The organism is Dechloromonas denitrificans, assembly GCF_001551835.1.
GTDB lineage: Bacteria > Pseudomonadota > Gammaproteobacteria > Burkholderiales > Rhodocyclaceae > Azonexus > Azonexus denitrificans.
Genome location: NZ_LODL01000005.1, coordinates 254,396 through 280,960 on the forward strand (window position 1 = coordinate 254,396; position 26,565 = coordinate 280,960).

Below are 26,565 nucleotides of genomic sequence, written 5' to 3' on the forward strand. Positions count from 1 at the left end.
CCTCATGAAGAAGTTGATTGCATCCTTTGCTTTCGTCGCCACTCTGGCTCCCGCCTTCGCAATGGCCGCTGACCATGATATGCATGCCGGTCACGGCGCCATGCACTCGGACGCATCACAATCCGCACTCATCGACGGCCTGGTGAAAAAGGTCGACAGGGCCGGCGGCAAGATGACCGTCTCCCATGGCGCCTTGCCCAACGGCATGCCGGCCATGACCATGGCCTTCAAGGTCAAGGACGTATCCTGGCTCGACAAGGTGAAGGAAGGCCAGAAAATCCGCTTCGCTTTGGGCGATAACAACGATGCGATGACCATCGTGCGCCTGGAATTGCCAAAGTAAGGGTATGTTGGCACGCGGTGCCACCGGAAATCATCACGAGGACAAACAGATGAAACGAATAACTACCTCGCGCAAAATCCTGTGCGTCGCGCTCACCGCAGCTTGGTGCCTGGGTGCCCAAGCCCAGGTCCAACCGGGCAGCACTGTTGAAAGTCTGCTTTCCCTGGCGCGAGAGGGCAACCCCGACTTCGCCAGCATGCGTTATGAAGCCGACGCGGCCGCAGAGCGCATCACACCCGCCGGCGCTCTACCAGACCCCAAGCTGCGCACCGAGCTGATGGACATAACCAAAGGTGGCTCACAAAGCGCCTCATTGTCCCCCAGCCGCGTTGGCAGCACGCGCTACACGCTGATGCAGGACATCCCCTGGTTCGGCAAGCGTGACCTGAAGCGTGAGATTGCCGAACTCGAGGCGGAAGGTGCCAAAGGGCGTGCCTACGGCACATGGAGCGAGGTCGCCACCAAAATAAAGACCACCTACGCGCAACTCTACTATCTGGTGCGCAATGAAAGCCTGACCAAGGAAATTCTCGACCTGATGCTCCGCCTGGAAAAAATTGCCCAGGTTCGCTATGCCGGTGGCCTGGCTGCCCAGCAGGATGTCATCCGGGCCCAGGTCGAACAGACCTCGATGCGAAATGAACTCATAGCCCTGGAGACCGAGCATCACCATTTGATGACTAGGATGAATGCCTTGCTGGGACGTCCAGCCAGTGCACCGTTGGCGATGCCCGAAGGCCTGCGTCCGTTGCCAATGCCCGCCAAGCTCGATTACGTCTCTCTTGAGGAACGTGCCCGCGCCCGGAATCCGATGCTGTCAGCCGAAGAGCACCGCATCAAGGCTGCCGAGAAGAGCCGCGACCTGGCCTACAAGAATCGGTACCCCGACCTCACCGTGGGCGTTGTGCCCAATCAAATGCAGAACGAGGTGAAGCAGTGGGACTTGATGTTTGAAATCAACATTCCCCTCCAGCAGTCCAGTCGCCGCGCCCAAGAGCGCGAGGCAGAAGCGATGGTGTCGGCGAGTCGCGCCAAGCGTGATGCAACCTCGAACCAGCTCCTGGCTGACCTTTCTACCAATATTTCCGAACTCGAAGCCGCTCGGCGAACCGAACGGCTCACGACCGACAGCCTGCTGCCCCAGGCGGAACTTACCTTGAAGGCCGCGCTGGCCGGCTATGAAACCGGCAAGGTCGACTTTGCGACCCTGCTGGACGCACAGCGCCAAATTCGCCAGGCAAAACTCAACCAAATCAAATCGCGTGCCGAGGCCCAAGTCCGCCTTGCAGAAATCGAACGAATTCTCGGAGAAGACCTATGAACAAGGGAGTGATTGCCGCCGCCGTGGTGGCTGCGTTGGCTGCTGGTGGCGGCTATTGGGCTGGCCAGAAGAGTGCTCCGGCTCCGCACGCCGATGGCGCCACCAACGTTGCAGCAGATTCTGGGAAGAAGGAACGGAAGATACTTTTCTACCGCAATCCAATGGGCCTTCCCGACACCTCGCCGACCCCGAAGAAAGACCCGATGGGCATGGACTACATCGCGGTCTATGAAGGCGAGCAGGATGACGAGCCGGCCTCTGCCAACCAAATAAAAATCAGCACCGAGAAAATTCAGAAGCTCGGTGTGCGCACCGAAGCTGCCACCCTGCGCAATCTGGACAAGGTAGTCCGCGCGGCCGGTCGCATCGAACCGGACGAGCGCCGGACCTATACCATCTCCCCGAAATTTGAAGGCTATGTCGAGCGCCTTCACGTCAATGTCACCGGCCAGCCTGTCAGCAAGGGCCAGCCGCTATTCGAGGTTTACAGCCCGGAGTTGGTTTCTGCCCAGCGTGAATTCGCTATCGCGGTCCAAGGGCAAGAAAGCCTGAAGGATGCCGAAAGCTACACCCAGGACAGCATGCGTCAATTGGCTGAATCGAGCCTCGCCCGACTGCGCAACTGGGACATTTCCGAAGAGCAGGTGAAGTCCTTAGCCAAATCGGGCGAAACCCGGCGCACGCTGACTTTCCGTTCGCCGGTCAATGGCATCATCACCGAGAAGAAGGCCGTTCAAGGCATGCGCTTCATGCCGGGCGAGGCTCTGTATCAAGTCGCCGACCTCTCCTCGGTCTGGGCGGTTGCCGACGTCTTCGAACAGGACATCGGTTTGGTGAAGTCCGGAGCCAAGGCCAAAGTCAAAATCAATGCCTATCCCGACAAGACCTTTGAGGGCACCATCAGCTACGTCTATCCGACGCTGAAGGCGGAGACCCGAACCATCCAGGTTCGCATCGACTTGCCGAACACGAACAACCTGCTGAAGCCTGGTATGTTCGCCCAGCTTGAATTGCCAACTACCGTCAAGGGAGCGGTCGTCACCGTACCAAACTCGGCGGTGATTGATAGCGGCACGCGCCAAATCGTTCTGGTTCAGGCCAAGGAAGGCCGATTCGAACCCCGCGAGGTCAAGCTCGGCGCTCGCAGCGATGACCGGGTAGAAGTCATTGATGGTGTCCGTGACGGCGAGCAGGTGGTCGTTGCCGCCAATTTCCTGATTGATGCCGAGAGCAATCTGAAAGCGGCTATCAGTGGCTTTGGCCACTCAGGCCACGGTGCAGCAGCCCCCGCCGATAAGCCGGCAGCTGCAACAGTCGGCAACAAGGCCGAAGGCAAAGTCGAAGAGGTCGATGCCAAGGCGGGTACGGTCAGCATCACGCATGGTCCGGTGCCCAGTTTGAAATGGCCCGGCATGACCATGGAGTTCAAACCTGCCAACGAAGCCATCATGAAGCAGTTGAAACCAGGGGCTGCCATTGACTTTGAGTTTGTCGAACGAGGCCAGGGCGAATGGGTTATCACGTCCGTTCAACCTGCTAGCCAGCCTGCTGGCAAAGCCAACCCGCACGCCGGACACTGAGGAACTGCGAGATGTTGGCCAAAATCATTGAATGGTCAGGACGTAACCGCTTCCTGGTCCTGCTCGCCACCTTGTTCATCATCGTGGCCGGCGTCGTGGCGGTCATGCGAACGCCACTTGATGCACTTCCTGACCTCTCCGACGTCCAGGTTATCGTCTATACCGAGTACCCCGGCCAGGCACCTCAAGTCGTCGAAGACCAGGTAACTTACCCGCTGACAACCTCGATGTTGTCCGTGCCAAAATCTAAGGTGGTCCGCGGCTTCTCGTTCTTCGGCGCGTCCTTCGTCTATATCATTTTCGAGGACGGCACGGACATCTACTGGGCGCGTTCGCGTGTTCTGGAATACCTCAACTTTGCCGCCGGACGCATGCCCAAGGGCGTCACGCCGCAGATAGGGCCGGATGCGACAGGTGTGGGCTGGGTCTATCAATATGTCGTTTTGGCCAAGGACAAAACGCTGGCTGAACTGCGCACCTTGCAAGACTGGTATGTGCGTTATCAGTTGACCAAAGCACATGGCGTTGCCGAAGTGGCGTCGATTGGTGGCTTCGTCCAGACCTACCAGGTCACCGTCGACCCCGTTAAGCTTCGTTCCTACGGCATTCCGCTAGCCAAGGTCTCTCAAGTCATTCGTGACTCAAACCGGGACGTCGGTGGCCGTGTTATCGAGATGGCAGAAACCGAGTACATGGTCCGTGGCAAGGGATACTTGCGCGGCATAGGCGACATCGAAAACCTCGTCGTCAAGGCAGAAAAGGGCACACCGGTTCTTATACGGGACATCGCCCGCGTCGAACTGGCGCCCGATGAACGCCGTGGCCTGACCGAACTCAATGGTGAAGGCGAAGTGGTTTCGGGCATTGCCATGGCCCGCTACGGCCAGAACGCACTTGAGGTAATCCACAACCTCAAGGAGAAAATCGGCGAAATCTCGGCGGGTCTCCCCGAAGGGGTAACCATCGAGTCGGTCTATGACCGCTCTGAGTTGATTCACCGGGCCATTGACACCCTGAAGCGGACGCTGGTTGAGGAAAGCATCATCGTGGCCCTGGTCTGCGTCGTATTTCTCCTCCACTTGCGCAGCGCGCTGGTGGCCATTCTGATGCTGCCGGTTGGCGTCCTGATTTCCTTCATCGCCATGCGCCTTCTCGGCATGAACTCGAACCTGATGAGCTTGGGCGGCATCGCCATCGCCATCGGTGCGATGATTGATGCGGCCATTGTAATGATTGAGAACGCCCACAAGCATATCGAGCGCCTACCGGAGAACCACACGCACGCCGACCGGACGGAAGCCATGATTGCCGCCTGCAAGGAGGTCGGTCCGGCACTGTTCTTCTCGCTCCTCATCATCACCGTATCATTCCTGCCGGTATTCACGCTGGAAGACCAGGAGGGCCGACTGTTCTCGCCGCTGGCCTACACCAAGACTTTCTCGATGGCTGGCGCAGCGCTGCTCTCCGTCACATTGGTGCCGGTCCTGATGATGCTGTTCATTCGCGGCAAAATCATGCCCGAGGGCAAGAACCCGGTGAATCGCTTCCTCATCTGGGTCTACCGACCCATCATCGCCTGGGTCATGCGCTGGAAGAAAACCACCATCGTGGCCGCCATCCTTGCGCTTGTCATCTCCATCTATCCGGCCAGCCAGTTGGGCTCGGAGTTCATGCCCACCTTGAACGAAGGCACCTTGTTCTACATGCCGGCCTCTCTGCCCGGGATGTCGATTACCAAGGCCGCCGAACTGCTGCAAACGCAGAACAAAATCATCAAGAGCTTCCCGGAAGTCGCCTCGGTGTATGGCAAGGCGGGCCGGGCCAATACGGCCACCGACCCGGCACCGACCGAGATGTTCGAGACCGTCATCAACCTCAAGCCGGAGTCTGAATGGCGCCCGGGATTGACGACCGACAAGCTCATTGCCGAGATGGACAAGGCGTTGCAGTTCCCGGGGGTATCGAACGCCTGGACGATGCCTATCAAGGCTCGTATCGACATGCTTTCCACCGGCATCCGGACCCCCATCGGCATCAAGGTGTTCGGCAAGGACCTCACCGAGATGGAGCGCCTGGCCCGGGAAATCGAGACGGTGGTGAAGGACGTGCCAGGAACCACATCAGCATTTGCCGAGCGGATTACCGGCGGTTATTACCTGAACATCGAACCGGACCGTACCCAACTGGCCCGTTACGGCCTGGCGGTTGGCGACGTCCAGGAGGTCATTGGGCAGGCGTTGGGTGGTGAGATGGTGACCACGACTGTCGAAGGCCGTGAGCGTTTTGGGGTGACCGTGCGTTACCCGCGCGAACTTCGCTCAGACCCGCAACAGATTGCCCAGCAGGTACTGGTGCCGACCATGGATGGCGCGATGATTCCGCTGGGGCAGTTGGCGAAGATAGAGGTGGCAAAAGGGACACCGGGCATTCGGACCGAAAATGCGCTGCTCTCCGCCTATATTTTTGTGGACATCCGGGAACGTGACATCGGCGGCTACGTGGCTGACGCCAAGAAGGCGGTCGCCGCAAAGGTCAAGTTCCCACCGGGCTACTACGCGACCTGGAGCGGTCAGTTCGAGTCAATGGAACGCGCCATCGAGAAGATGAAGATTGTTGTGCCGGTCACGCTGCTCATCATCTTCCTGCTGCTCTACCTCAACTTCAGGCGCCTGACTGAGACCATCATTGTCATGCTGTCGGTGCCGTTCGCTTTGGTGGGCGGTGTCTGGCTGATGTGGCTACTAGGCTACAACCTTTCGGTCGCCGTCGCGGTGGGCTTCATCGCCCTGGCCGGTGTGGCTGCCGAAACGGGGGTCGTGATGCTGATTTACCTCGACCATGCTTGGGAAGCGCTCAAGGCCAAGCGCCAGGCTGAAGGGAAGGAGCCCAGTGTGGGTGACCTCTACGAAGCCATCATGGAAGGTGCCGTGGAACGGGTACGTCCCAAGATGATGACCGTGGTGGCCATTATGGCGGGCTTGCTGCCCATCATGTGGGGTACCGGGACGGGGTCCGAAGTGATGAGCCGGATTGCAGCACCGATGGTCGGTGGGATGATTTCCTCCACGGTTCTGACTTTGGCGGTTATTCCGGCTATCTACGCCTTGGTAAAGCAGTGGCGTCTTACCCGGCAGCTGGAATCTTGAAGAGCGCGTCATGACTAGCCTTGGTACAGCTTCTCCAACCTGCGCCCACTGCGGAAGTAGCGATAAGGATAGACTGTACCTCAAGGAGGACCACTGCCATTGTTGCGAGGGTTGCCTGCTGGACCGGTGTATCGGTCAGAAGCCGACACTCGACTTGGCAGGGTTGTACTCTGGGTTCGTTGAGGCCCTTGTCCGCACACTGGACATGCGAGAACTGGAGACAGGGCTGCACTCCCGGCGAAGTGCCTGCCACACGCTGGTTCTGGCCCGAAGAATCATCACTGATGCCGAAGAGCTTCGCCAAATCTACTGGGGCGCCTTGCTTCACGACATTGGGAAAATTGGTATTCCCGAGCACATTCTTCTGAAAACCGACGCATTGACGAACGACGAATGGCTCACCATGCGCACCCATGTTGAGTTGGGCTACTCAATCGTCAGTCAATTGCCCGGCCTCGAACGAGCTGCCGCAGTAGTTCGAAGCCATGAAGAGCGCTTTGATGGCACTGGGTATCCACATGGACTGAAGGGCGAAGAAATATCAGTGGGGTCCAGGCTGTTCGCAGTGATTGATACCCTGGATGCCATGACATCTGACCGCTCCTATCGCCGTGGCCTCGAGTTCGAGAAGGCGAAAGAGGAAATTTTGAAGATGTCTGGAAGCCAATTTGACCCGGTGGCCGTGGACCTCTTTTTGGCCGAAGAAAAAGTCTTGAGGGATATGGTTGCACTCAAATGCGGCCAGCCACAATCGGTGTAGCTCCACGCAACAACAAGATGAAGGATGACGACCATGTTCATTGACCCCGTATGCGGGATGACGGTCAAGCCAGAATCCCCCCATGAAACCGTCCTGGAGGGTGTGACCCACCGGTTTTGCAGTGCGAAGTGCAAGGCAAAATTTGAAGCAGACCCGGCGCGCTACCTGGCCCCGAAACCAGAGCCCGAACCAGTGTCAGAAGAAGAACAGCAACGGGAATACACCTGCCCGATGCACCCGGAGGTTCGCCAATTCGGGCCGGGCGATTGCCCAAAATGTGGCATGGCCCTGGAACCGATGGTTCCCGACATTGAAGCCAGCGAGGACAACTCGGAATATCTGGATTTCCGTCGCCGCTTCTGGGGAAGTTTGCCTTTGAGTGTGGTCGTGACTGTGCTGGCTATGGCCGGTCACTACTTTGAGAGTCTCTCCGCTGCAAACCGGACCTGGCTTGAACTGGTACTCAGTGCCCCCGTGGTTCTCTGGGCGGGTGCGCCATTCTTTGTCCGCGGCTGGAAGTCCCTTGTCACCCGTAGCCCCAACATGTGGACGCTCATCAGCATCGGCACGGGCGCCGCGTTTCTTTACAGCCTCGTGGCCGCCTTGGCTCCGGGACTGTTTCCCGCATCCTTTGAGTCGCACGGGCGTATCGGCGTTTATTTCGAGGCGGCAGCGGTCATTATTTCGCTGACTCTCCTGGGGCAAATGCTGGAGCTTAGTGCTCGCTCCCAAACCTCGGCCGCTATCAAGTCCTTGCTCGGCCTGGCCCCCAAAACGGCCAGGCGCATCAATGCCGACGGCTCTGAGGAGGATGTGCCGTTGAATCATGTCCATGTCGGCGACCTGCTGCGCGTGAGGCCGGGGGAAAAGGTTCCAGTCGATGGTTCAGTAGTCGAGGGCCGAAGCACGGTCGATGAGTCAATGCTGACTGGCGAACCAATCCCGGTGAGCAAGGAAGCTCAGGACAAGGTGATTGGCGCAACCCTGAATGGCTCGGGCAGCCTGGTTATTCGGTCCGAGAGCGTGGGGTCTCACACCGTGCTGGCCCAAATCATCCAGATGGTGGCCCAGGCGCAGCGTTCGAAGGCTCCGATGCAGCGCCTGGCTGACGTCGTGGCCGGCTACTTTGTTGTTGCCGTGGTCTCAATCGCGCTCTTGAGTCTCCTCGGTTGGGGATTCTTCGGTGGTGAGCGCGGCTGGCTCTTTGGCATCATCAGCGCCGTCTCGGTACTCATCATTGCCTGCCCGTGCGCGCTGGGCCTGGCGACGCCGATGGCCATCATGGTGGCCACCGGGAAGGCCGCCACCCAGGGCATTCTCTTCCGGGATGCTGCGGCCATCGAGCGCATGCGGGAAATCGACACCATCATCGTCGACAAGACCGGAACGCTGACTGAGGGCCACCCTGCATTTGAGCAGGTCATCCCCGTCACCGGTATAACAGGCGATGAAGTCTTGCGCCTGGCGGCAAGTCTGGACCTGGGAAGTGAGCATCCTTTGGCCGATGCCATTGTCCGTGCCGCCAAGGAAAAGAACCTGACCCTCGAGAAGGCGGAGAACTTCGAATCCTCAAGCGGCATCGGGGTGCACGGACAAGTTGGCGGCCGTCGACTTTCCTTGGGAAATTCGACCCTCATGGTTCAGGAGAACATCGACCTGAGCCCCCTTGTCGGCCAGGCGGAAGAACTCCGGCGGACAGGTGCCAGTGTGATGTATCTGGCCGCCAATGGCTTGCTGGTAGGCTTGTTGGCCGTCTCCGACCCGATTAAGGCGAGCACGCCTGAAGCGCTCAAAATGCTTAAAGATGCAGGCATTCGCGTGGTGATGGCGACGGGCGACGGGGAACTGACTGCCAAGGCGGTCGGCCAGCGACTGGGCATTGACGAAGTCCATGGCGAAGTAAAGCCGGCCGACAAGTTGGCACTCGTCGAGCGACTCCAGTCTGAAGGGCGGGTGGTCGCCATGGCCGGTGATGGCATTAACGATGCTCCAGCCCTGGCTCGCGCTGATGTCGGCGTTGCCATGGGGACCGGGACCGATGTCGCCATGAACAGCGCCCAGGTCACCCTGGTCAAAGGGGACTTGCGTGGAATTGCCCGCGCCCAAGCCATATCCAGGGCCACGGTGCGCAACATGCGCCAGAACCTCTGGTTTGCGTTCGCCTACAACGCTCTTGGCATCCCTATTGCGGCTGGCCTGCTTTACCCGTTCTTCGGCCTGGTCCTGTCTCCGATGATTGCCGCGGCCGCAATGAGTCTGTCATCGGTCAGCGTGGTCGGAAATTCACTTCGATTAAAGGGCGCTTGATTTCATTTTTGGTCTGATTTCCCAAAATTGAGTTCTATTTCTCCTGCGCTAAAGGCACCCTAGCGCTCGTACCCCTCCGGTCCATTCGCCTGAAAAGTGGATAGCGCCATCCGCAGACACGGGTGCGTCTGCGGACACAGGTGAGTAAATTCGGAAAGTATGCGCAGCGCCTCGGGAACTACCGCACGGGAGACTTCGGTGCATCCAAGGTGGAGAAAGAAAGCATGGGCATCCGCATCGTTGGGAATCAAATAAATTGCCTGAAGGCCCCACGCCTTGGCGAGCTCCCGGCACGCGAAGACCAAGCGCTTCCCGAGCCCTGTGCCTCGCTCGCTTGGCAGAACTGCAACCGAGCGGAGCAAGGCTTCGTCGCCTGAGCGCTCAAGCCCACTAACCCCGAGGACCTTGCCTTCCTGGATAGCGACAAAAAAGCACTCCAGCTTTCCCTTTGAGAGGTCGCTGGTCGGAAGTTGGCAATTGCTCAGGAGCTGACGGATTGCCTCGAGGTCCCCCGTCTTTGCCAACCGAATCAAAACTTCAGGCGCGTTCATACCAAGGTTTGGATGCGTTCACCACCTTAACCACCAGCAGCATCACCGGCACCTGAATGAGGACGCCGACAACAATGGCCTGGGTTGCTTCAGATTCAAACCCAAACAGGCTGATGGCTGCCGCAACTGCGAGTTCGAAGAAGTTGGAAACACAAATCTCCTTGGCATTGTCGCAGAGGCTGAGCACTAGGTCGATGTCCTGGTCCGTGGGCGTCACGCAGCACAGCGACAGGCTACCTTGTTGAGAATCTGATGGTCGTCACCGAGCTTGCAGAGGGACTCAAAGTGCTTATCCAGTTCTTCGAACAGTATGTACCCGATGGAGAAATCATCTGGCCGCTGAAACATGGGGCGCTTGAGCTGGTCGATGATTTCCTTCTCACGTTTTGAAGGGGCAACCAGGTAAAGGTGGTCTTCCCTCCCGGGAAGAGAAAGTGCCATGTCGGTCAGCCGGAGAATGCCGGAATAGATGGACGTGCTTTTCTCAACTTCAAACGCACAGGCAATCTTCGCCTCTCCCTTGTGGAGCCACAGGACATCAATCAACTCGGCGGTGGAGTGCACGTCAGCAGGCAACCCAAGATTAGGTAGTTTGTCGAGGCAACGGTAGCCGAGGGGGCTGCCTTGATACACGGCACTGCGGTCGTTTCGGGCGACCAATGTGTCATATCCAAGCGCCCGCCCGAGTTCGCAAAGTTGGTGCTGGACCTTGGTGTGGAGCCGCTCTTCTGCCAAATCCTGCTGTACTTGGGTGTGGCGCTTGCGCCTGACCAATTCGACCTTCTCGTGTTCGGCATTGAGGGTGTCCGCACCATTGCATCCCAGACGACCAACACCAATTTCAAACAGCATCCCGCTGAAAGCGCCGAGGTCCTTCGAAAGAATGCCGATGGCCGAATTGGCTTCGATAATGGTCTCCCGCATCTCGAGATAGCTCTCCCAGGAGCCCAGTTTCTTCTTCGTCTGGAACAAGGCGTTGAAGCCGTTCAGCATCGCGGTGTTGAAGGGCGGGAACAGCGTGGGATGCAGGAAGTAGAGGATATTGCCAACCGATGGCCCCAGGCCCTTGATGCCTTTGGCGGAGAGCTTGAGCACCTCTTTTTCTAGGGCACGGACATCCATGGTCTCCAGGCACGCGTAAAGGAATTCGCCAAACGCCTGCTTGTTGACCTCGTTCTCGTAAATATCGGGAATTCGAAGTTTGGGCTTCCAGTAGAACGGATGGGCAGCCCCTTCGAACACCTGCTTTTGTTCCGAAATGCACCCGAGGACAAACTCCAGGGAAGAGCCTTTGAAGTCGTTGGGAAAGCGCCCGTGCTTGATGTCATCGACCACCGTGGCGACACCGCGACGAATGCTCCGAAAAGCCTTGAGGCGCTCTTCATTGCTGACAAACCAGGTGTTGTATACCGACTCAGGGTCAGCTTTATAGGTTTCAGCGGTGGGTTGCAGGTGTTGTTTCATGACATCGGTTTTGGCAGGTAGGTGGGCTGGTTTTACCAGTGGGGCAGAGGGAGGTCAATGTGACTCAGGGCTGAATCTCTTATTTGTATAGAAACTGGGCGAGAAGCATGGGAATACTGACCAACTTGTAATCTCGAAGTCATCTCTTCGACAGTATCAACAGCGCAGACTTGAAACTAAGGGGAGGAGCGTTGTAGCCGCCCGGAAGGGCAAAGGACTCCCCAGCCACAAGAGGTAGTTGAGATGAACCTCCATAACCCGCAAAGCATTGACCCGGTCTGCCTGACAAAGCTGGACACCTCGATGGCAATCCATCAGCTGACCTACCGGAATGTCACATACCACTTTTGCTCCGCGCACTGCCAGGAACGCTTCTCCGAGGCAGCAGTGTTCTTCAGCGCACCTCAGCGGATTGATGAGCTACATCCGATACCCAAGCATCACAGGCTGAGGGTTGCCTCGGTTCCGGAGGCTATCCGCGAGGTGGCAGGAATTTGTCTTAGCGAAGTCCGTGGCGTGAGCAACGTCCTCATCGGTGACGGCTATGCAGACATTGACTACGACTTGCGGCTGGTCAGCCTGAACCAGCTCGAGGCGGCAATGAAGGATGCTGGGCTGCCACTGAAGGGTTGGTTGCATGGATTGAGGCGCAGCCTGTGGAGCTTTGTTGAGCATAACGAGCTCGAGAATCTGGCAAGCCAGCCATCCCCATGTTGCAGTAGGCCACCCATTCGGGTTCGTTAAATCCAGGAGGATGCATCATGAACAGTATTGAAACCCGTAACGACGCGCCCGAGAAACAACACGCAAAGCGCTCAAACATTGCCTGGTGGGTATTCGCTGCTATTGCGCTCTTTTACCTGCTGACCGAGCACCGGGCTCACTTTCTGGGTGCGCTTCCGTATCTGCTTCTGTTGGCCTGCCCGTTGATGCACCTGTTCATGCACCACGGACATGGTCACCACGGGCACGATGAGGGAGACAAGAAATGACGACCGATACAAGCGACTATGGCCTTTGGTCACTGGTCATCATCAACTCGCTGTTCTTCATCCTCTTCGCAGCCAGTTTCTTCAAACCACAGTCCAGGCGGGACTGGCGAACACTCGGGTTGTTCTCGGCGTTTGTCGTGGCATTGTTCACCGAGATGTATGGTTTCCCGCTGACCATCTACTTGTTGTCAGGCTGGCTGACCGAGAAATTCCCAGGCATCAATTGGTTGTCCCACGATGCTGGCCACCTGCCCGAAATGTTGTTGGGCTGGAAGGTTAATCCGCACTTCGGGCCATTCCACATCCTTTCGAATGTGTTCATCCTGGGCGGCTTCTGGCTCCTCTCCAAGGCATGGCCGGTGCTGTATAACGCCCAGCGCAGCGGAGAGCTGGCGAGCACGGGACCCTACGGCCGAATCAGGCATCCTCAATATGCAGCCTTTATCCTGGTCATGTTTGGTTTCCTGATGCAATGGCCAACCATCATCACTGTCTTGTTGTTCCCGATTCTTGTGGTGACCTATTTACGCTTGGCCCATCAAGAAGAAAAAAGTGCTCTGGCCGAGTTCGGGGAGCGCTACAGGCAATATATGGAACATGTACCGGCTTGGTGGCCGAGAGGGAAGGGGCATCAGCGAAGCGCCTAGCATCAGCCCGCGCAGCGCTCTAACCGAAAGCCTTCCTGGCCGGTGTAACCGACGAATACGCCGTGCCAGTCGGGACAGTTAGTGACTACAACTCGACGGAGGTTGGCGTATATCCCGCTTCCGCGATTGCATCTCGGATGTCTTCGATAGTGGATTGAGTCGAAACGACCGAAACTAAGCGGCGCTCAAGGTCGACAGTCACCTTGGACTCGTCGTCAATGGCTTTCAATGCTTTGTTGATGAGACCAGCGCAGTGGCCGCATGTCATGTCGTTTACGTGAAAAGTAATCATGGTGTTTTTCCTTGTGGGTGGTGCCGTACCTCGGCAATCACCACTCTGGGCCTTCCCATAATGGCAAGGTCAAGCGAATAAATATCCTCAAAATAATCGCACAAAGCTCCTTGACCTTCCCACGGCTGGAAGGTCCATCATGGGTTTATTGGTAATCCAAAAGGAGATTCAAATGGTTCCCTCGTCTGTTTCTAGTTCTGCTCTCGAATTAAGACTTGGTATTGTTGGGATGAACTGTGCATCCTGTGTATCCCGTGTCGAGAAGGCGCTAAAGCACCTCACCGGCGTGACTGAAGTCAGCGTAAATCTGGCGACAGAGGAGGCATCTTTGAAAACGATGCCCGAAGTCCCTGCTGGTGACCTGGCCGAAGCCGTTCGAAAGGCCGGATACGACGTGATGACGCAATCTGTTGAGCTACAGATTGACGGTATGAGTTGTGACTCTTGTGTCGGCCGCGTCGAAAAAGCCTTGTCCAAAGTGCCAGGGGTACTGAGTGCCTCGGTGAACCTGGCGACAGAAAAAGCCACAGTTGCGGCGCTATCCGGCGTTACGTTTGCCACGTTGGCGGCGGCCATCGGCAAAGCGGGTTACAGCGCGAAGCCGGTGTCAGCAACACAGCAGGAGGCTGCTCATAAGCAAATCCCTGAATGGTGGCCCGTTGCCGCAAGCGCATTACTGACACTCCCTCTGGTGGCTCCGATGCTGCTCCAAATCGTCGGGTTCGATTTAATGCCCGATGGCTGGGTGCAACTGGCGTTGGCGACACTGGTTCAGTTCTGGCTGGGCTGGCGCTTCTATCGGGCCGGGTGGAAGGCGGTCAAGGCACGCGCTGGCAACATGGACTTGCTCGTATGCCTGGGTACGAGCGCGGCATATGGCCTCTCGGTCTATCAGCTTATTCAGGGCGGAGGAGGTCATGCTCACCATCTCTACTTCGAAGCTTCGGCAGCCGTCATCACACTGGTCCTGCTGGGAAAGTGGTTGGAGGCTCGGGCGAAACGACAGACAGCCGATGCCATCCGGGCGCTAAACGCCATCCGCCCCTCTATTGCGCGTGTGCTGGTCGACGGCCATGAAGTTTCAATGTCGGTTGAGCAGATTGCGATTGGCGACCTTGTCGTGGTCCGTCCCGGCGAACGAATCTCGGTGGATGGCGAAGTCGTGAGCGGGCAAAGCCATGCCGATGAAGCGCTTATCACCGGCGAGAGCCTGCCCGTATCAAAGAGTGTTGGCGATAAGGTGAGCGGTGGGTCAGTCAACGGTGAAGGCCTGTTGCACGTACGAACGGGCGCGGTCGGCGCCGAGACAACGCTCGCTCGCATCATTCGCATGGTTGAATCTGCCCAGGCAGCCAAGGCACCTATCCAGCGTATTGTGGACCAAGTAAGTGCTGTATTCGTCCCCGTGGTATTGGTTGTTGCACTCCTCACCTTTGCTGGCTGGATGGCATACTCGGGGAACTGGGAAGAGGCTTTAATCAACGCAGTCGCCGTCCTCGTTATCGCGTGCCCTTGCGCCCTGGGTTTGGCTACACCAACGGCTATCATGGCCGGTACGGGGGTTGCAGCTCGCCAGGGCATTCTCATCAAGGATGCTGAGGCACTTGAAATCGCGCACTCTGTCACCGCGGTGGCCTTCGACAAAACAGGCACGCTCACCGAAGGCAAGCCATCTCTGGTCAGCATCGAGCCCGCGCCTGGCATCTCGACCGAAGACGTGCTGCGGATTGCAGGGGGGCTTCAGAAAGCCAGCGAGCACCCATTGGCCCATGCCGTTCTGGAGAAGGTCCGCGAACTCAACATTGCCGTATCGGAGGTCAGTGATGCCAAAGCGTTGCCCGGGCGAGGCATTCAAGCTCGGGTGGATGGGCAGTTGATGCTCCTGGGAAGCACCCGATTGATGCAGGAACACGGGGTTAATCCGGGACAATTGGGCATCCGCGCCGCTGCGCTAGAAAGCGAAGGGAAGACCATATCGTGGCTTCTACGCCAGCGCGATACCTCATCTGAATTAGTCGGGCTTCTCGCCTTCGGCGACACCATCAAGCCATCCTCTTATCTGGCAATAGGCCGGCTGCGTAAATTGGGTATCAAAACCGTCATGCTGACCGGGGACAACCAGGGAAGTGCCCATGTTGTGGCAAGAGAACTGGGCATAGATGAGGTGCGCGCTGAATTACTGCCCGGAGACAAGGCAACCATCATCCAGGAGCTTCGGGACCATGGGCACGTAGTCGCCATGGTGGGCGATGGACTCAATGACGCGCCCAGCTTGGTGGCCGCCGATGTTGGACTGAGCATGTCGACGGGTACGGACGTGGCCATGGAGGCAGCGGGTATTACCCTAATGCGGGGAGACCCACGGTTGGTTGTAGACGCCTTTGATGTTTCGCGTCGGACCTACAGCAAAATCAAACAGGGCCTATTCTGGGCATTTGCCTACAACGTGCTTGGCATCCCACTTGCAGCCTTGGGCATGCTTAGTCCGGTGGTGGCCGGTGCTGCGATGGCATTTAGCAGTGTTAGTGTGGTCACCAATGCGTTGCTTCTTCGCCGCTGGCGGGGAGCTGCAACTAAATGAGCATTGAGAGGAGCGCGAGATGAATATCGGTGATGCAGCCAAGGCATCAGGTGTGTCAGCCAAGATGATTCGGCATTACGAGAGCGTCGGATTGTTGCCCCCTGCAAGCCGAACGGATGCTGGCTATCGTCAGTATGGCGAAAAAGACCTACGAACTCTGCAATTCATCCGACGTTCGCGTGACCTCGGGTTCTCGATTGAGGAGATTCGAGGCCTGGTTAGCCTCTGGCAGGACCGGTCACGCCCAAGTCGTGAGGTGAAGGCATTAGCCAAGCAGCATCTGGACTGCCTGGACAGGAAGCTGGAGGAACTGCAATCGATGAAGCATGCTTTGGCGCACCTCGTCAGTTGCTGCCATGGCGACGAACGTCCAGATTGCCCAATCCTGGAGAGCCTTGCAGGAAAGGAAGCCTGACTTAAAAGTAATCTATTCGTCACCTGTCTGACGGTTTCGAAGGCGCACACTGGAATCGTCTAAAGAAGACAACGAATTCGACTTTTGAGGAGTAAGACCATGAAACTGCAAGCCCTGATTTCCGCTTCTACTCTGGCTGCTATTACGGCGTTTTCCGCCAGTGCATACGCCGAAGAAAAGGCTGCTCCGGCCACTGAAATGAAGGTTGAAAAAGCCGCTCCCGCTCAAGCTGCGAAGCCGCACTCCCATGTTCAGGAGAAGACGGGGGTTCCTCAGAGCGTACAGCCTGCCGACCCGGCCAAGACGAGTCCCGCCAAGGACATGTCAAAGCACTACCATCCACGAGATATGAAGTAGTTCGTGCTACGGAACGGGCGGCTCTTCGGAGCCGCCTAGCATTTCAAATGCTAGATTTCGACACCACGCGCCATGGAAACCTTTGCGCCTGCAAAATGCTTGCGGAGGCCGTCGGCTGTGACCATAGGGCAATAAGTTTCAGGTTCTGTCGAAATTTCTTGATGAAGCGCTGGATTGTTGAATGCAATCATGGCTGCCAAGAATTACCGCCAGTTGAAAAGAAAAGCGAACACTGGCACGACGTAGGTCCAATTGACCCGGTTAAAGCCATTCTCGTCAAAAACGACTGAGTTATTCATATCTCTTCAAAGGCCCCTAGCCAGTACGCCTCGGCCATTGCCAGCTTCGAAGCGAACTCGTAATATTAGTAAATCATAATTTACAGATTTGCGAGGTGTGCCATGCTTTCTCGTTTTCCCTGCGCCGCTTTGCTTTCTGCCTTACTTCTTGTGAGCTCAATGCCTGCTATTGCAAGAGGTGGCGGAGGAATGGGAGGGGGAACGGGAGGGGGAATGGGCGGCGGTAGCATGGGCGGTGGCGCTAGTTCGGTGCCCTATATGCCGCCAATACTGGGTGATGATGGTCATCGGTATGAATTTTTTGAGCCGACAAAGCTCGAGCCCAAATTTCCAGACGGCTATCGTTGTTCGTCACCCACTGCGTACTACGGCTCGCCTTCAGATAGTCGTGCTCTAAGTCTAATGACGCCGCCAGGGACACCGTTGCGTGCGATTGCTGTTGGGGAGGTCATTGCAAAAGGAAAAACTCCGAACGCGGATGGCGCCTTCCTCTGGTTGCGTCTGGCCCCAGAAGACACAGGGCACCCGTTTTGGACATTCGTAAAATATCAGCGGTTGCAGGATATTCCCTCCATCGAAATTGGTAGTAGAACAACAGTAGGTGAAGTGATTGCAGTATCGGGCGAAACGGGAACTTCCCCATTAACGACCGTATACGGTCCCAGTCCAGAGTTCAGAATGGGCGGGAAGTATCAATCGGTTGTTAAAGCTCGAGATGGAAAACTCGATGACCCGATGATTTTCTACATCAGCGGTATTGCCAATCCTCAGATTGCTCATAGCGCATCAGAAGAGCCAAAACAAATTGCGGTGTCGGTCATTGGACCGGAGGACATGTTGCTACCAACGGCCAGTAACTCGGTGTGGCCCGTTGCTTGCAGCAGATAGTAATCGGCCAAATTACAAATTGCCAACCTTCCACGAAACCTCTTCTGTCATCATTCGGAGCGCATTGGAAGGTCGGTGGAGGCATGTGCCCAGCGTCAGTTAACGGCGTATTAGGGGACATCCAAAATGAATCTCGTGCCAACTCCGCAAGGCCGGAATTGGCCGGGTCGAGGCAGTGAGTGCCCAAATTCGCTCGCCGAATACCAGCCATTCGCCAGGGGCGAACGGCGTCTGAACTATAGAAATTGGATAGCAGGCTCGACTGGCCGGTTGTGGCCGGGTGCTGAAGTCCATGTTGCCACCGTCAATGGCCGGAATTTGCTGGATACCAACCGGTCAGGTCTTTGTCTCTCAAACGTTCAATTTCGAGACAGCCCAGAAGACCGTGGACTAGTCCCTCATAAATGGGGTTTTTGTGTCTCAAAATCATGTCTCATTTGCTAGACTGCAGCTATAGTTTTCGAGATGGGTTGGGATACGACATGGCTCTACATTTGTATCTGGATTTTGATGGTGTTACACACCGCCTCGGTGAAGCAGCCGTGGACGACGGCTTCCGACTCCTCGACAACCCGAATCTATTTCTTTGGCTGCCAATTCTCGAGACACTACTCGAGCCCTATCCCACGGTTCGCATCGTTGTTTCGTCTGATTGGCGAAGGCTTTTCGACGACGATGCGCTAAAGCAGCTGCTCCGACCCAGCCTTGCTTCTCGATTTGTCGGTGTAGTCGAAGTCATCGAAACGTCTCGAGCAAATGAGATTCAAATAGACGCAGAACGACGTGGCCTGGCATCGTGGGTTGCACTCGATGACCACCCCACCGTTATTGAAGCCAGCCAAACTGACCCCCGCTATATTGCTTGTGACTCAGCAACCGGGCTCAGCAATCCAAGGGTCCAAAGACAACTCCAGTGCTATCTCGCAAAGGAAGCGTCGTGCTGATTGGCTATGCTCGCGTCTCTACAGGCGACCAAAACCTCAACCTCCAACTGGACGCTCTCAATGCCGCCGGCTGCAATCAAGTCTGTACCGACCAAGTCTCGGGCGCAGCAAAGCACCGCCCTGGCCTCGAGGAGGCATTCAAGTACATCCGCCCTGGTGACACTTGTCGTGTGGAAACTCGACCGCCTGGGCCGCACCGTCAAAGGGCTGGTCGACCTTGTCGAAGAACTACAGGCAAGGGACATACAGTTCAAGAGCTTGACCGACGGCATCGACACGTCGACGGCGAGCGGCCGGTTCTTTTTGCATGTAATGGAAGCAATGGCTCAGATGGAACGTGAGCTCATCAAGGAGCGAACCAAGGCCGGCCTGGCTGCGGCCAAAGCACGCGGCCGCACGGGTGGGAGGAAGACGGTTATGGACGCCTCGAAGATTGCAGCGGCCAGGGCGCTGCTTGAGGCTGGTACGCCGGCGACGGAAGTGGCCAAGAACCTCGGCGTCGGGCGGGCCACGCTATATCGGTCCATCAAGCCGGCCAGCAGCCTGGCCGACATGCTGACTAAGATGCCAAATGTTGGCATCGACTCAGATTTTGACAGGGCTGCGAATACCGTTAGCTGAGGGGGCCCATATGAAAAAAGCAAAAACACGGACGCCGCCAATTCTGACTCAACTCGTCTCAAGCACTCGGCATGCGAATAGAGCAATACGCTCAGCGGTAACGTATGTAGCTAAGTCCAATCGACGACTCACAAAAAACAAACCCGGCAGCCTAGCGCAGCTATTGGCTGAGATGCCTGAGGGCCTCCCGATAAACCGAGACTGGGACAACCTACTGCCAGTGGGGCTGGAAGTTGTTGGCCACGCTCAGCCAACCGCTGTGGCCGACATACCACCCGATGACCTCGAAGTTCAGATGTCTGATAAGGTTCTCGAGTCCGTCAATAAACTGCGAGGGATTGTGCGCAAACCGGCCAGGCCGGTATCAATCGCCGCCATGCATGACGCCATTGCGGCCAAGGTAGTTGCTGACGCCGATACAGCTAATGCAACTGAGGCAGCTCGGAGCCTCTCGGGCATACGGACAGCCAGCAGCTCAGGAAAGCAGTCATGAAAGAAGCCAAGAAGCGCCCAAGGCCGACCTTAGCTCGACTCGTTTCAAGTACGCGGCGAGCCGAGCGGGCCGTGCTCGGTAATCTGGACCATGACGACATCCGAGCTTGGGAAAATATGGTGCCGGTTGGCCTGGAGCTTATAGGCTACGGAGATGCGGCGGCAGTTCGGCAGATGCAAGAACTCATGGCCAGTGCGCCCGGGGGCATCAGCCAAGATGAGCTCAAGGCCATGATTGACGAGGGCCGGGACTAGTCGTTGAGCGGCCGAAACTTAACGCTTTCATACTTGGAAGCGGTTCGTTGGTTCTGCCACGATAAACGCTATTGCTAGTATGTCTGTTACGGCTGATACGCCAAAATCCATTGTCACAATAACTGTATGGATGTACAGTTATTACAATGCTCATCCGCCTCCATCGGCTTCGCGAACGGGGCTGGCCCATTCCTCGATATCAGTTCGCCTTCAAAGAGGCGCAACTAGGGGATTTGACCGTACATGAAGAGCGCGACGAGGTTCTGAACCGCTATACGAGAGTGGCCAAGGTGCGGAGCACTGAGAAAGGCAACCCTTTATTGGTGCCCTGCCTGTTGGATGCGCAACTATTGGAGGTAACGAGAGAGCGCCTGGTGTTATCCGGTATTGAGCGCATCGAGCAGCCATGCATCGCTAAGATTGAGGACTTTGCACAAACTTGGGTTTGCTGGCTTGACGCCTAATCCCGCGGCCCAGCAGTCAACGTGACGTGTAGCCCGCCTCTCGGAAATACTGGCATATGTCGCCGGCGGACACTTCCAAGTCGGAAGCCCATTCTGCGGCCAGCTTCTGGGGCGTGGTGTTGGCCAAGTCACTGCGTTTTGAGTAGCGCTGTGCTCATATGCAGATATTGTATCTGGCCGCCGAAAATATGGAGCACAGCGGCATCAGATGCAGCGAGACGCTGCCACCCCGAAAACCAATAGCCTGATAGGACTTTCCGGTCTGCTCGCAATTTGGGGAATTCGCGTTATCCCTTGCTCACGCAAGCCAAAAAATACCTGCTTTGCGTACACGACTGATACTTGACCACTATGAATAGGATTAGCGGTATTCCTCTGAAGGCTTAGCCCTCGAATACTGAACGGCCACGGAATCCATCGGCCAGGTAATCAATGCCGAACGGGTCGATACCAAGCAAAATGATGTTGCTTGGCACAATGGCCAGTAGCTTCGTCTGCTAAAGATACGCTGGGTGCCTCTTCAAGCACTTCGTTTTCAATCCAGCCCATTCGGCCAACACCACCGATACCTGCTTCTGGAACACGAGCTTTGCAAGATGCTGCCGAACTCGGCATCGTATTCGCGATGTTTTCCGCCAACGTTAACCCCGAAGAAATTCGCTACCCCGTGTGCCTCGAGACAATGTGGCAAATTTGGTACCAAGCGAGGGCACAATACGAGCAGTACCGTTTACCGCAGACCTCGACCGACCCTAGATGCCCCCGAATAAAGGCATCAGCGATGCTATTTACTCCCTCTCGCTCAATGGTTTTTATACCTCAATTTCGCCGATATGTCAAGCCTAACTATTTGATTTAATGTGGTTATGCTATAGTTTATCATTGATTTTAATTGGCGCGGCAATTCTATTGATGAGGAGCGGTAGCATGGACAGTCTTGTTTTAAGCATTGCGGCAGCGCAACAAGTCAAATTTGCAGCTACAGCAGGGGCATAAACTTGCCCCCGGTGCTGTTTCTCGACTTTGACGGCGTCATGCATGGGCATGTCACGCCTGAGGACGGCAACGTTTTTGCCGACTTGGGCTTCCCGCCGGACGAGGCAGCCCGTTCCCGAAGTCGTACCTAAATTGCCTTCTCCACATCGTACCGCTCATGCGGTTGTTGATGTCCCGATTGAGGGGCGGCTAGGTGTTGCACTTCCTTTGCTGTTCCTTGCTGATGGGGAGGTGGCTGTCTTTGCGGCATCATTCCTTCGCAATCTGCTGTTCGTAGGGACTGAGCCGGCTACGCTAATAAAGCATGCGAAATCTATCGGGCTGTTCTACGACTATTACGTGCTGGAGAAGGGGGCTCCATCGCTAGATGGGCGGGGGATGGCGCTCTTGGTTATGCAGTTCTATGAAGCGCGCCGCAATGGCTGTCCGAGTCTTGGGTGGTCTCCTGTCAAGGTGACCACGGCTCATAATGATTTAAGGCACATTACCGATTTCTCCTCGTTTTGCGCCACTAACTTCGGGCACGTCGAAGCCAATCCAGTAGAAGAAATTCTGCTGAGTCAGCTATCCGGGAAAGAGTTCAACCTTTGGCTGGCTCAGGCTTCAGCCAGAAAGAAGTGGGACCTGCTATTTCACGCATACGGTGCGACCGAGGAAGGGCGCGGGAAATTGCGAAAACCTTCCTTCCGGCCTAAGCGGAGAAAGTTTAAGCGGACTAAGTCAGTTAAATATTTCCCGCCCGTGCACGTCCTTAACTTCATTGCCCAAGGTCGTTCAGTACGCGACCGGTTGTGCTGGCTACTGCTGTTTTTCGGTGGGCTACGCATCTCCGAACTGATGCACATCTTCACGCGGGACATCTCGATAAATGCCGACGATGGCACAGCCCGCGTAGTTATTGCGCATCCGGAAGACGGGCAAATTGATTGGGTCGACGCCACTGGAAGGCGTCGCAACGGTAATCGTGCCTCCTTTCTTCTTGATAAGTACAACACCATTCCCCGTACCCAGTTGCCTCACCGGCATCCGCTCCACGCTGGCTGGAAAGGAATGCTGATGGATGACGCGCGCCGGGAGGAAAGCATTGTGTACTGGAGTAACCCCAGCATGGGAAGGCTCTTCCTGGAACTGCACAAGGAGTACATGCGCACAGTTCGGCTCGGGGTGGCAGACGAACATCCTTATTACTTCGTGGCGCAACGAGGTGATGCCTTCGGCGAGCCGCTGAAGCTCTCCGGGCTGACAAAGCAGTTTTACCGATGTGCAGACCGTGCAGACCTTCCGGTTCCATCTGATGGTATTAATCCGCATGGAGGAAGGCATTTCTACGGCTACTACACGGCTACTTGGCTGAGGCTTTCAAAGGAGCGGGTGCAGAAAATGATGCACCACGCCCAACTATCCTCAACCGAGGTCTACTACACCATAGATAGCGCCGTCATGCGCTCAGAATTGGCTCAGGCCCATCAGCGGATGGCAGAGGCCATGCCGGCGTTTTTGCAGAACAAACAGCGCTTGCTGTCAGATGAAGGTGGTGAACATGAGTGAGTTTGGCCTGAAGGTCTTTGAATCCCCTGTGACGAAGCGTCAGATTTCGCTTAACACCCATCCCACGGAATTCGTCTGGCTGCATGTTCCCTCGCATGCTGAGTTTGAGGCTGTGCTGCGTGAACATGAGCGCATTCGTATTCAGGAGGCCTGGGAGGAGTGGTCCGCACTTCTGGATGAAACCTCGATAAAAGGATTCCGGCCTGCGCTTAACTCCTCACTCCGGAACCTATCAACATCAGCCGTCGCACGTCGCCTTGGATACTCGAGAGTTCGAGGCGTTGGCGAAGAGTTGCGCAAGCTGTCTGTTGAAGAGCAGCGAGCGCGGCTTCGGCAGTGCATGCCGAATAGCTATGAAGAGCTGGTTGAGATGGCTAGTGCACCTGGGTTGATTCATACCTATACTCAAAACATACGGCAAGATTTCCTGAATACAGGGGATGTTCAGGCATTTGTTCGACACATCTCAAGCTACCCGATAGCTGCCAAGACCGGGGAGCAGCGGCGCGTGGTTTCCCGGTATGCAGAGTTGCTTCTTATGCTTCGAGCAAAAGGTTGGCTACTGTTCGCCACCGCCTTTGTAAATTGGTCTAATCAAACCAAGTGGAGCGCTGCGCTAAATCCAGCTTACACCGGCGAAATGGCAGGCCTCTTGAATGAGTTTAGGGGGCATCTTGATGATGAGCGCCTGGACCACATGAGCCCGGTTGAGAGATTTGGCTGTGGGGCAATATTGGTCAGTTCGATGACTGAACTCAGCGACATGTCTGCCCCGCTTATTGAGGAGCTCGAGGCCATGTGCGCAACATGGGCTGAGACTGCCGGCCGGGATGGTGGTCGGTTGGCTGGTGATTCTCGTTGGGAGTTAAAGCTAGGGCGTGCACTGCGGACTATCTGGAACCATGCACACCCCTCCCAGCCTATAGCCCAGAAACCACACCATAACCGGAAAGAGATTCTCAAGCTCGATGGCTCTTTCGAATGGTTGGTGGTTGCTAGACCTGAGTTTCATATTTGGACAGCCACACTTGCACGCTTTGTCAGCCAACGAACCTCGTCTGCCTCAAAGCAAAGCCTCATCACTGGATTGAATTTCTTCTGCGATTTCCTATCCACGCTGCCGACCCCACCGTTATCACCAGAGCGTGTAGAGCGTCGGCTACATATTCATGACGTAACTTTGCGCAATAAAGCCACGTTTATGCAGGCCTTGGCGGAGTGGGATAGAGATGCCAGGCGAAAGAACCTGTTTCTGGGCTACCTGAAAGAGTTCTTTGACTGGGTGCGAGATTGGCTGCATGCCGAAGGGCGAATGGCCGAAGCTAATGCGTATGTGAACCCTGTGACCAGCCAGGACTTCTTCGATACCGGGGAGCGTAACGCCCAAAGCTTTCGGACTGCATTGCCTTCGTGGTTGCTGAAGGAGTTACGCGAGACCATCACCGATGACGATTTTGCTTTCTTTCGCTTGGACCAGACCCGTGATTGGATAACAGTCTTCGACCGTGCGCACGGCAAAACTATACGTCAGTGGTGGCCTGGCAGCGCGGTTTGCTTGCTGGTGATGCTCGAATTGCCTTTGCGTAGCCATCAAGCCCGATGGTTGGATTCGGGCCTCCTGGATGAATTCACGCTGGACCACACAACCGGAAAGATGGCTAAAAACGACCATGTTGGTGTCATTAATGGGCGCCGAGAAGGGTGCATTCGCCAGATGCACGATACATTACGACAGGAGACTTGGTGTGGTTTGTTCGTGAACACCAATAAGACTGCTATGTATAAATCGGACAAGCCCGGCTATGAGGTCCCATACTTGCCGCCAGTGTTGGCCGAGCACCTTGTCCGAGTACGGGAATGGAGCCTTCGCTACCTCCCTCCTCTTGCCAAACCGGTTCTATACGCGGAGGCAGCTCTTGGTCGCCATGTGTATTCTGAAGCGAACATACAGCATGCTCCCCGGGTGGCACCGTTGTTCCGCGACCCTACAACTATAGATAAAACGAGCCCCGTGACTTACAGTCGGCTTGCGCGAGCCTATGTTCGTGTCCTGGCCGAAACGGAGAAAAAGGTCAAAAATAAGTATGGTGTAGACATTCAGCTAACTGAGCCAAAACCAAACGGTAAGGGCTTGGCTTGGAAGTATGACCTGCACACCCTGCGGATTAGTGGCATCAGCGCCATGATTGAGAATGGTGTCCCACTCGAGGTGGTTTCCCAGTTTGTGGCGGGACATGCGTCGCTATTGATGACCTTGTGGTATCTCAAGAGCTCGCCTGGGAAAATGCGGGAGTTCATTGCCAAAGCGCATGATAAGGCAGCAGTTGAGGAGGACTTCGTCGGTAGCAGTGACTTCTTGGCAAATGTTGAACAGTTCTCTCCATTCTTGCTGTCGAAGGATAGCGACCGACGCTCGGCGAATGGCGATGTAGCCTTTGCAGCTATGAAAGAGCACTCTGGTTTGTGGACCATCTCCAGTGATGGCATCTGCCCAGGTACCGCATGTTCTGAGGGCGGGCAGCTCGATGTAACTGGCGAGCGTTATGGTGCAGTGCCTGGCGGTCGTCGTTGCGGTTTGTGTCGATTCTGGCTGACTGGGCCAGCGTTCATTCTTGGACAAGTTGCAGAGGTAAATAACCTCATTTATCAAGTTCGCCGAAAGGGGCAAGAACTCGGCGATGCGCGCGACCAGCTGATTGACCAGACAGATGCCGGCTTGAAGTCGAAGGCGGCACATACGCGAAACCGCATCGAGGCGCTTGAGCGGGAAATTATGTTGGATATTACGGAGTGGCAGGCCAGGTATGCATTCGCCACGGAGTCGTCAAGCCTTCTCGATGAGTACGTCAAAACACGTCAGCAATTAGCTGCTGACCGTAACCTGCCAGCCCCGCTTCTGACCACCAGTTCCGCCGAAGAGTTGAAAGTGACCTTGCTGGAGACGAACGAGTTCATCCTGATTGACCACGTTACTCAGATGGTGGACTTCCTGCCAGGGTTTAAAAACCGTGAAGCTATGCAGGAGAAGCATCTCATTCTGGCGCGCTTGCTCGAAGCGAACGACCTGCCTCAATTTATGTTGCAACTAGATGCTGCCATGGCGGATGAGGCCGCAAATCTCCTGTCTTCTATGCTTCTCCAGTACGTCAGGGCACAAGACCTGCCGAGAGTGTTGGCCGGGGACATCAAGCTTGCAAGCATTCCACCTCTTGATGAAGGCATCAAGGGGTTGGCGGCAATGACCACAAACTCCATTCGCCAGTTGCATACGCGGCAGATGATTCCCCTCGCCGAGGCTTAAT

General features: G+C 56.1%; 23 protein-coding genes and 2 pseudogenes. 21 read left to right on the forward strand and 4 right to left on the reverse strand.

From position 1 onward, the window contains the following. Positions 1-4: 4 nt before the first annotated feature. The 6 genes from AT959_RS02170 (at position 5) to AT959_RS02195 (ending at position 9,457) form a co-directional block, all read left to right on the forward strand. Complete coding sequence (locus AT959_RS02170; protein ID WP_066880079.1) at positions 5-343, forward strand: copper-binding protein; 339 nt, start codon at positions 5-7, stop codon at positions 341-343. 49 nt (positions 344-392) lie between these two features. Continuing rightward, complete coding sequence (locus AT959_RS02175; protein WP_066880267.1) at positions 393-1,664, forward strand: TolC family protein; 1,272 nt, start codon at positions 393-395, stop codon at positions 1,662-1,664. Then, a complete protein-coding gene (locus AT959_RS02180) occupies positions 1,661-3,244 on the forward strand; it encodes an efflux RND transporter periplasmic adaptor subunit (protein WP_066880082.1) in 1,584 nt (527 codons plus the stop codon). The genes AT959_RS02175 and AT959_RS02180 overlap by 4 nt, the downstream gene beginning before the upstream one ends. An 11-nt stretch (positions 3,245-3,255) precedes the next feature. After that, a complete protein-coding gene (locus tag AT959_RS02185) occupies positions 3,256-6,390 on the forward strand; it encodes an efflux RND transporter permease subunit (protein WP_066880084.1) in 3,135 nt (1,044 codons plus the stop codon). A gap of 205 nt (positions 6,391-6,595) precedes the next feature. Beyond that, positions 6,596-7,150, forward strand: coding sequence for an HD-GYP domain-containing protein (locus AT959_RS02190; RefSeq protein WP_240481667.1), 555 nt, complete (start codon positions 6,596-6,598; stop codon positions 7,148-7,150). A 33-nt stretch (positions 7,151-7,183) separates the two neighbouring features. Next, positions 7,184-9,457 (forward strand): heavy metal translocating P-type ATPase, encoded by a 2,274-nt coding sequence (locus tag AT959_RS02195; RefSeq protein WP_205629811.1) that lies wholly within the window; start codon positions 7,184-7,186, stop codon positions 9,455-9,457. Positions 9,458-9,516: 59 nt separating this feature from the next. On the opposite strand, the gene AT959_RS02200 is transcribed toward AT959_RS02195, so the two are convergent. The 3 genes and pseudogenes from AT959_RS02200 to AT959_RS02210 all read right to left on the reverse strand — a co-directional run bounded on the left by AT959_RS02200 (position 9,517) and on the right by AT959_RS02210 (position 11,472). Then, positions 9,517-10,008, reverse strand: coding sequence for a GNAT family N-acetyltransferase (locus AT959_RS02200; protein ID WP_066880089.1), 492 nt, complete (start codon positions 10,006-10,008; stop codon positions 9,517-9,519). Then, positions 9,995-10,165, reverse strand: a pseudogene (locus AT959_RS02205) (arsenical-resistance protein); the annotation flags it as partial. The pseudogene AT959_RS02205 and the gene AT959_RS02200, both read right to left, overlap by 14 nt. Before the next feature lie 56 nt (positions 10,166-10,221). After that, positions 10,222-11,472 (reverse strand): hypothetical protein, encoded by a 1,251-nt coding sequence (locus AT959_RS02210; RefSeq protein ID WP_066880093.1) that lies wholly within the window; start codon positions 11,470-11,472, stop codon positions 10,222-10,224. A gap of 243 nt (positions 11,473-11,715) precedes the next feature. Between AT959_RS02210 and AT959_RS02215 the strand changes: the two genes are divergently transcribed. Genes AT959_RS02215 through AT959_RS02225 form a run of 3 tightly spaced genes read left to right on the forward strand, consistent with a single transcriptional unit; the run spans position 11,716 to position 13,111 of the window. After that, positions 11,716-12,216 (forward strand): YHS domain-containing protein, encoded by a 501-nt coding sequence (locus AT959_RS02215; protein ID WP_066880095.1) that lies wholly within the window; start codon positions 11,716-11,718, stop codon positions 12,214-12,216. A gap of 17 nt (positions 12,217-12,233) precedes the next feature. Further along, positions 12,234-12,464: a DUF2933 domain-containing protein gene (locus AT959_RS02220; RefSeq protein ID WP_066880097.1), complete on the forward strand. Its 231-nt coding sequence runs from the start codon at positions 12,234-12,236 to the stop codon at positions 12,462-12,464. Then, entirely contained in the window at positions 12,461-13,111 is a 651-nt protein-coding gene (locus tag AT959_RS02225) for a methyltransferase family protein (protein ID WP_066880099.1), read from the forward strand. Before AT959_RS02220 ends, AT959_RS02225 begins: the two co-directional genes overlap by 4 nt. Positions 13,112-13,196: 85 nt before the next feature. On the opposite strand, the gene AT959_RS02230 is transcribed toward AT959_RS02225, so the two are convergent. Beyond that, the gene (locus AT959_RS02230; RefSeq protein WP_066880101.1) at positions 13,197-13,403 is read right to left on the reverse strand and encodes a heavy-metal-associated domain-containing protein; all 207 of its coding nucleotides are present in this window, start codon (positions 13,401-13,403) and stop codon (positions 13,197-13,199) included. A 172-nt stretch (positions 13,404-13,575) separates the two neighbouring features. Here AT959_RS02230 and AT959_RS02235 point away from each other — a divergent pair, with 172 nt between their 5' ends. The 12 genes and pseudogenes from AT959_RS02235 to AT959_RS02280 all read left to right on the forward strand — a co-directional run bounded on the left by AT959_RS02235 (position 13,576) and on the right by AT959_RS02280 (position 26,564). Continuing rightward, positions 13,576-15,984 (forward strand): heavy metal translocating P-type ATPase, encoded by a 2,409-nt coding sequence (locus tag AT959_RS02235; RefSeq protein WP_066880268.1) that lies wholly within the window; start codon positions 13,576-13,578, stop codon positions 15,982-15,984. 19 nt (positions 15,985-16,003) lie between these two features. Beyond that, entirely contained in the window at positions 16,004-16,399 is a 396-nt protein-coding gene (cueR, locus tag AT959_RS02240) for a Cu(I)-responsive transcriptional regulator (protein WP_066880103.1), read from the forward strand. Between the two features lie 99 nt (positions 16,400-16,498). Beyond that, complete coding sequence (locus AT959_RS02245; RefSeq protein WP_066880105.1) at positions 16,499-16,756, forward strand: hypothetical protein; 258 nt, start codon at positions 16,499-16,501, stop codon at positions 16,754-16,756. Between the two features lie 161 nt (positions 16,757-16,917). Then, positions 16,918-17,046, forward strand: a complete 129-nt coding sequence (locus AT959_RS21955; RefSeq protein ID WP_276203655.1) for a hypothetical protein — start codon at positions 16,918-16,920, stop codon at positions 17,044-17,046. 111 nt (positions 17,047-17,157) lie between these two features. Beyond that, positions 17,158-17,943, forward strand: a complete 786-nt coding sequence (locus AT959_RS20860) for a M23 family metallopeptidase (RefSeq protein WP_157651180.1) — start codon at positions 17,158-17,160, stop codon at positions 17,941-17,943. 482 nt (positions 17,944-18,425) lie between these two features. Further along, positions 18,426-18,887, forward strand: a complete 462-nt coding sequence (locus tag AT959_RS02250; RefSeq protein ID WP_083518167.1) for an HAD domain-containing protein — start codon at positions 18,426-18,428, stop codon at positions 18,885-18,887. Next, positions 18,881-19,223: pseudogene (locus AT959_RS21700) on the forward strand (recombinase family protein); the annotation flags it as partial. The gene AT959_RS02250 and the pseudogene AT959_RS21700, both read left to right, overlap by 7 nt. A gap of 81 nt (positions 19,224-19,304) precedes the next feature. Beyond that, the gene (locus tag AT959_RS21705) at positions 19,305-19,508 is read left to right on the forward strand and encodes a helix-turn-helix domain-containing protein (RefSeq protein ID WP_240481685.1); all 204 of its coding nucleotides are present in this window, start codon (positions 19,305-19,307) and stop codon (positions 19,506-19,508) included. 489 nt (positions 19,509-19,997) lie between these two features. Next, on the forward strand, positions 19,998-20,255 hold the full coding sequence (locus tag AT959_RS02265) for a hypothetical protein (protein ID WP_066880111.1): 258 nt from the start codon (positions 19,998-20,000) through the stop codon (positions 20,253-20,255). A 146-nt stretch (positions 20,256-20,401) separates the two neighbouring features. After that, positions 20,402-20,719, forward strand: a complete 318-nt coding sequence (locus tag AT959_RS02270; RefSeq protein ID WP_066880113.1) for a hypothetical protein — start codon at positions 20,402-20,404, stop codon at positions 20,717-20,719. A gap of 1,038 nt (positions 20,720-21,757) precedes the next feature. Next, positions 21,758-23,263: a site-specific integrase gene (locus AT959_RS02275; protein ID WP_083518157.1), complete on the forward strand. Its 1,506-nt coding sequence runs from the start codon at positions 21,758-21,760 to the stop codon at positions 23,261-23,263. Further along, complete coding sequence (locus AT959_RS02280; protein ID WP_157651181.1) at positions 23,256-26,564, forward strand: VPA1269 family protein; 3,309 nt, start codon at positions 23,256-23,258, stop codon at positions 26,562-26,564. The genes AT959_RS02275 and AT959_RS02280 overlap by 8 nt, the downstream gene beginning before the upstream one ends. The last annotated feature ends 1 nt before the right edge of the window (position 26,565 follow it).

Coding starts and splice junctions, on each gene's coding strand:
- AT959_RS02175 (WP_066880267.1), top strand. CDS start 393: ATGAAACGAATAACTACCTCGCGCAAAATCCTGTGCGTCGCGCTCACC.
- AT959_RS02245 (WP_066880105.1), top strand. CDS start 16,499: ATGAAACTGCAAGCCCTGATTTCCGCTTCTACTCTGGCTGCTATTACG.
- AT959_RS02195 (WP_205629811.1), top strand. CDS start 7,184: ATGTTCATTGACCCCGTATGCGGGATGACGGTCAAGCCAGAATCCCCC.
- AT959_RS02235 (WP_066880268.1), top strand. CDS start 13,576: ATGGTTCCCTCGTCTGTTTCTAGTTCTGCTCTCGAATTAAGACTTGGT.
- AT959_RS02250 (WP_083518167.1), top strand. CDS start 18,426: ATGGCTCTACATTTGTATCTGGATTTTGATGGTGTTACACACCGCCTC.
- AT959_RS02230 (WP_066880101.1), bottom strand. CDS start 13,403: ATGATTACTTTTCACGTAAACGACATGACATGCGGCCACTGCGCTGGT.
- AT959_RS02225 (WP_066880099.1), top strand. CDS start 12,461: ATGACGACCGATACAAGCGACTATGGCCTTTGGTCACTGGTCATCATC.
- AT959_RS02220 (WP_066880097.1), top strand. CDS start 12,234: ATGAACAGTATTGAAACCCGTAACGACGCGCCCGAGAAACAACACGCA.
- AT959_RS20860 (WP_157651180.1), top strand. CDS start 17,158: ATGCTTTCTCGTTTTCCCTGCGCCGCTTTGCTTTCTGCCTTACTTCTT.
- AT959_RS02280 (WP_157651181.1), top strand. CDS start 23,256: ATGAGTGAGTTTGGCCTGAAGGTCTTTGAATCCCCTGTGACGAAGCGT.
- AT959_RS02270 (WP_066880113.1), top strand. CDS start 20,402: ATGCTCATCCGCCTCCATCGGCTTCGCGAACGGGGCTGGCCCATTCCT.
- AT959_RS02185 (WP_066880084.1), top strand. CDS start 3,256: ATGTTGGCCAAAATCATTGAATGGTCAGGACGTAACCGCTTCCTGGTC.
- AT959_RS02170 (WP_066880079.1), top strand. CDS start 5: ATGAAGAAGTTGATTGCATCCTTTGCTTTCGTCGCCACTCTGGCTCCC.
- AT959_RS02190 (WP_240481667.1), top strand. CDS start 6,596: ATGCGAGAACTGGAGACAGGGCTGCACTCCCGGCGAAGTGCCTGCCAC.
- AT959_RS21705 (WP_240481685.1), top strand. CDS start 19,305: ATGGACGCCTCGAAGATTGCAGCGGCCAGGGCGCTGCTTGAGGCTGGT.
- AT959_RS02210 (WP_066880093.1), bottom strand. CDS start 11,472: ATGAAACAACACCTGCAACCCACCGCTGAAACCTATAAAGCTGACCCT.
- AT959_RS02180 (WP_066880082.1), top strand. CDS start 1,661: ATGAACAAGGGAGTGATTGCCGCCGCCGTGGTGGCTGCGTTGGCTGCT.
- AT959_RS02215 (WP_066880095.1), top strand. CDS start 11,716: ATGAACCTCCATAACCCGCAAAGCATTGACCCGGTCTGCCTGACAAAG.
- AT959_RS02200 (WP_066880089.1), bottom strand. CDS start 10,008: ATGAACGCGCCTGAAGTTTTGATTCGGTTGGCAAAGACGGGGGACCTC.
- AT959_RS02265 (WP_066880111.1), top strand. CDS start 19,998: ATGAAAGAAGCCAAGAAGCGCCCAAGGCCGACCTTAGCTCGACTCGTT.
- cueR (WP_066880103.1), top strand. CDS start 16,004: ATGAATATCGGTGATGCAGCCAAGGCATCAGGTGTGTCAGCCAAGATG.
- AT959_RS02275 (WP_083518157.1), top strand. CDS start 21,758: ATGGGCATGTCACGCCTGAGGACGGCAACGTTTTTGCCGACTTGGGCT.
- AT959_RS21955 (WP_276203655.1), top strand. CDS start 16,918: ATGAAGCGCTGGATTGTTGAATGCAATCATGGCTGCCAAGAATTACCG.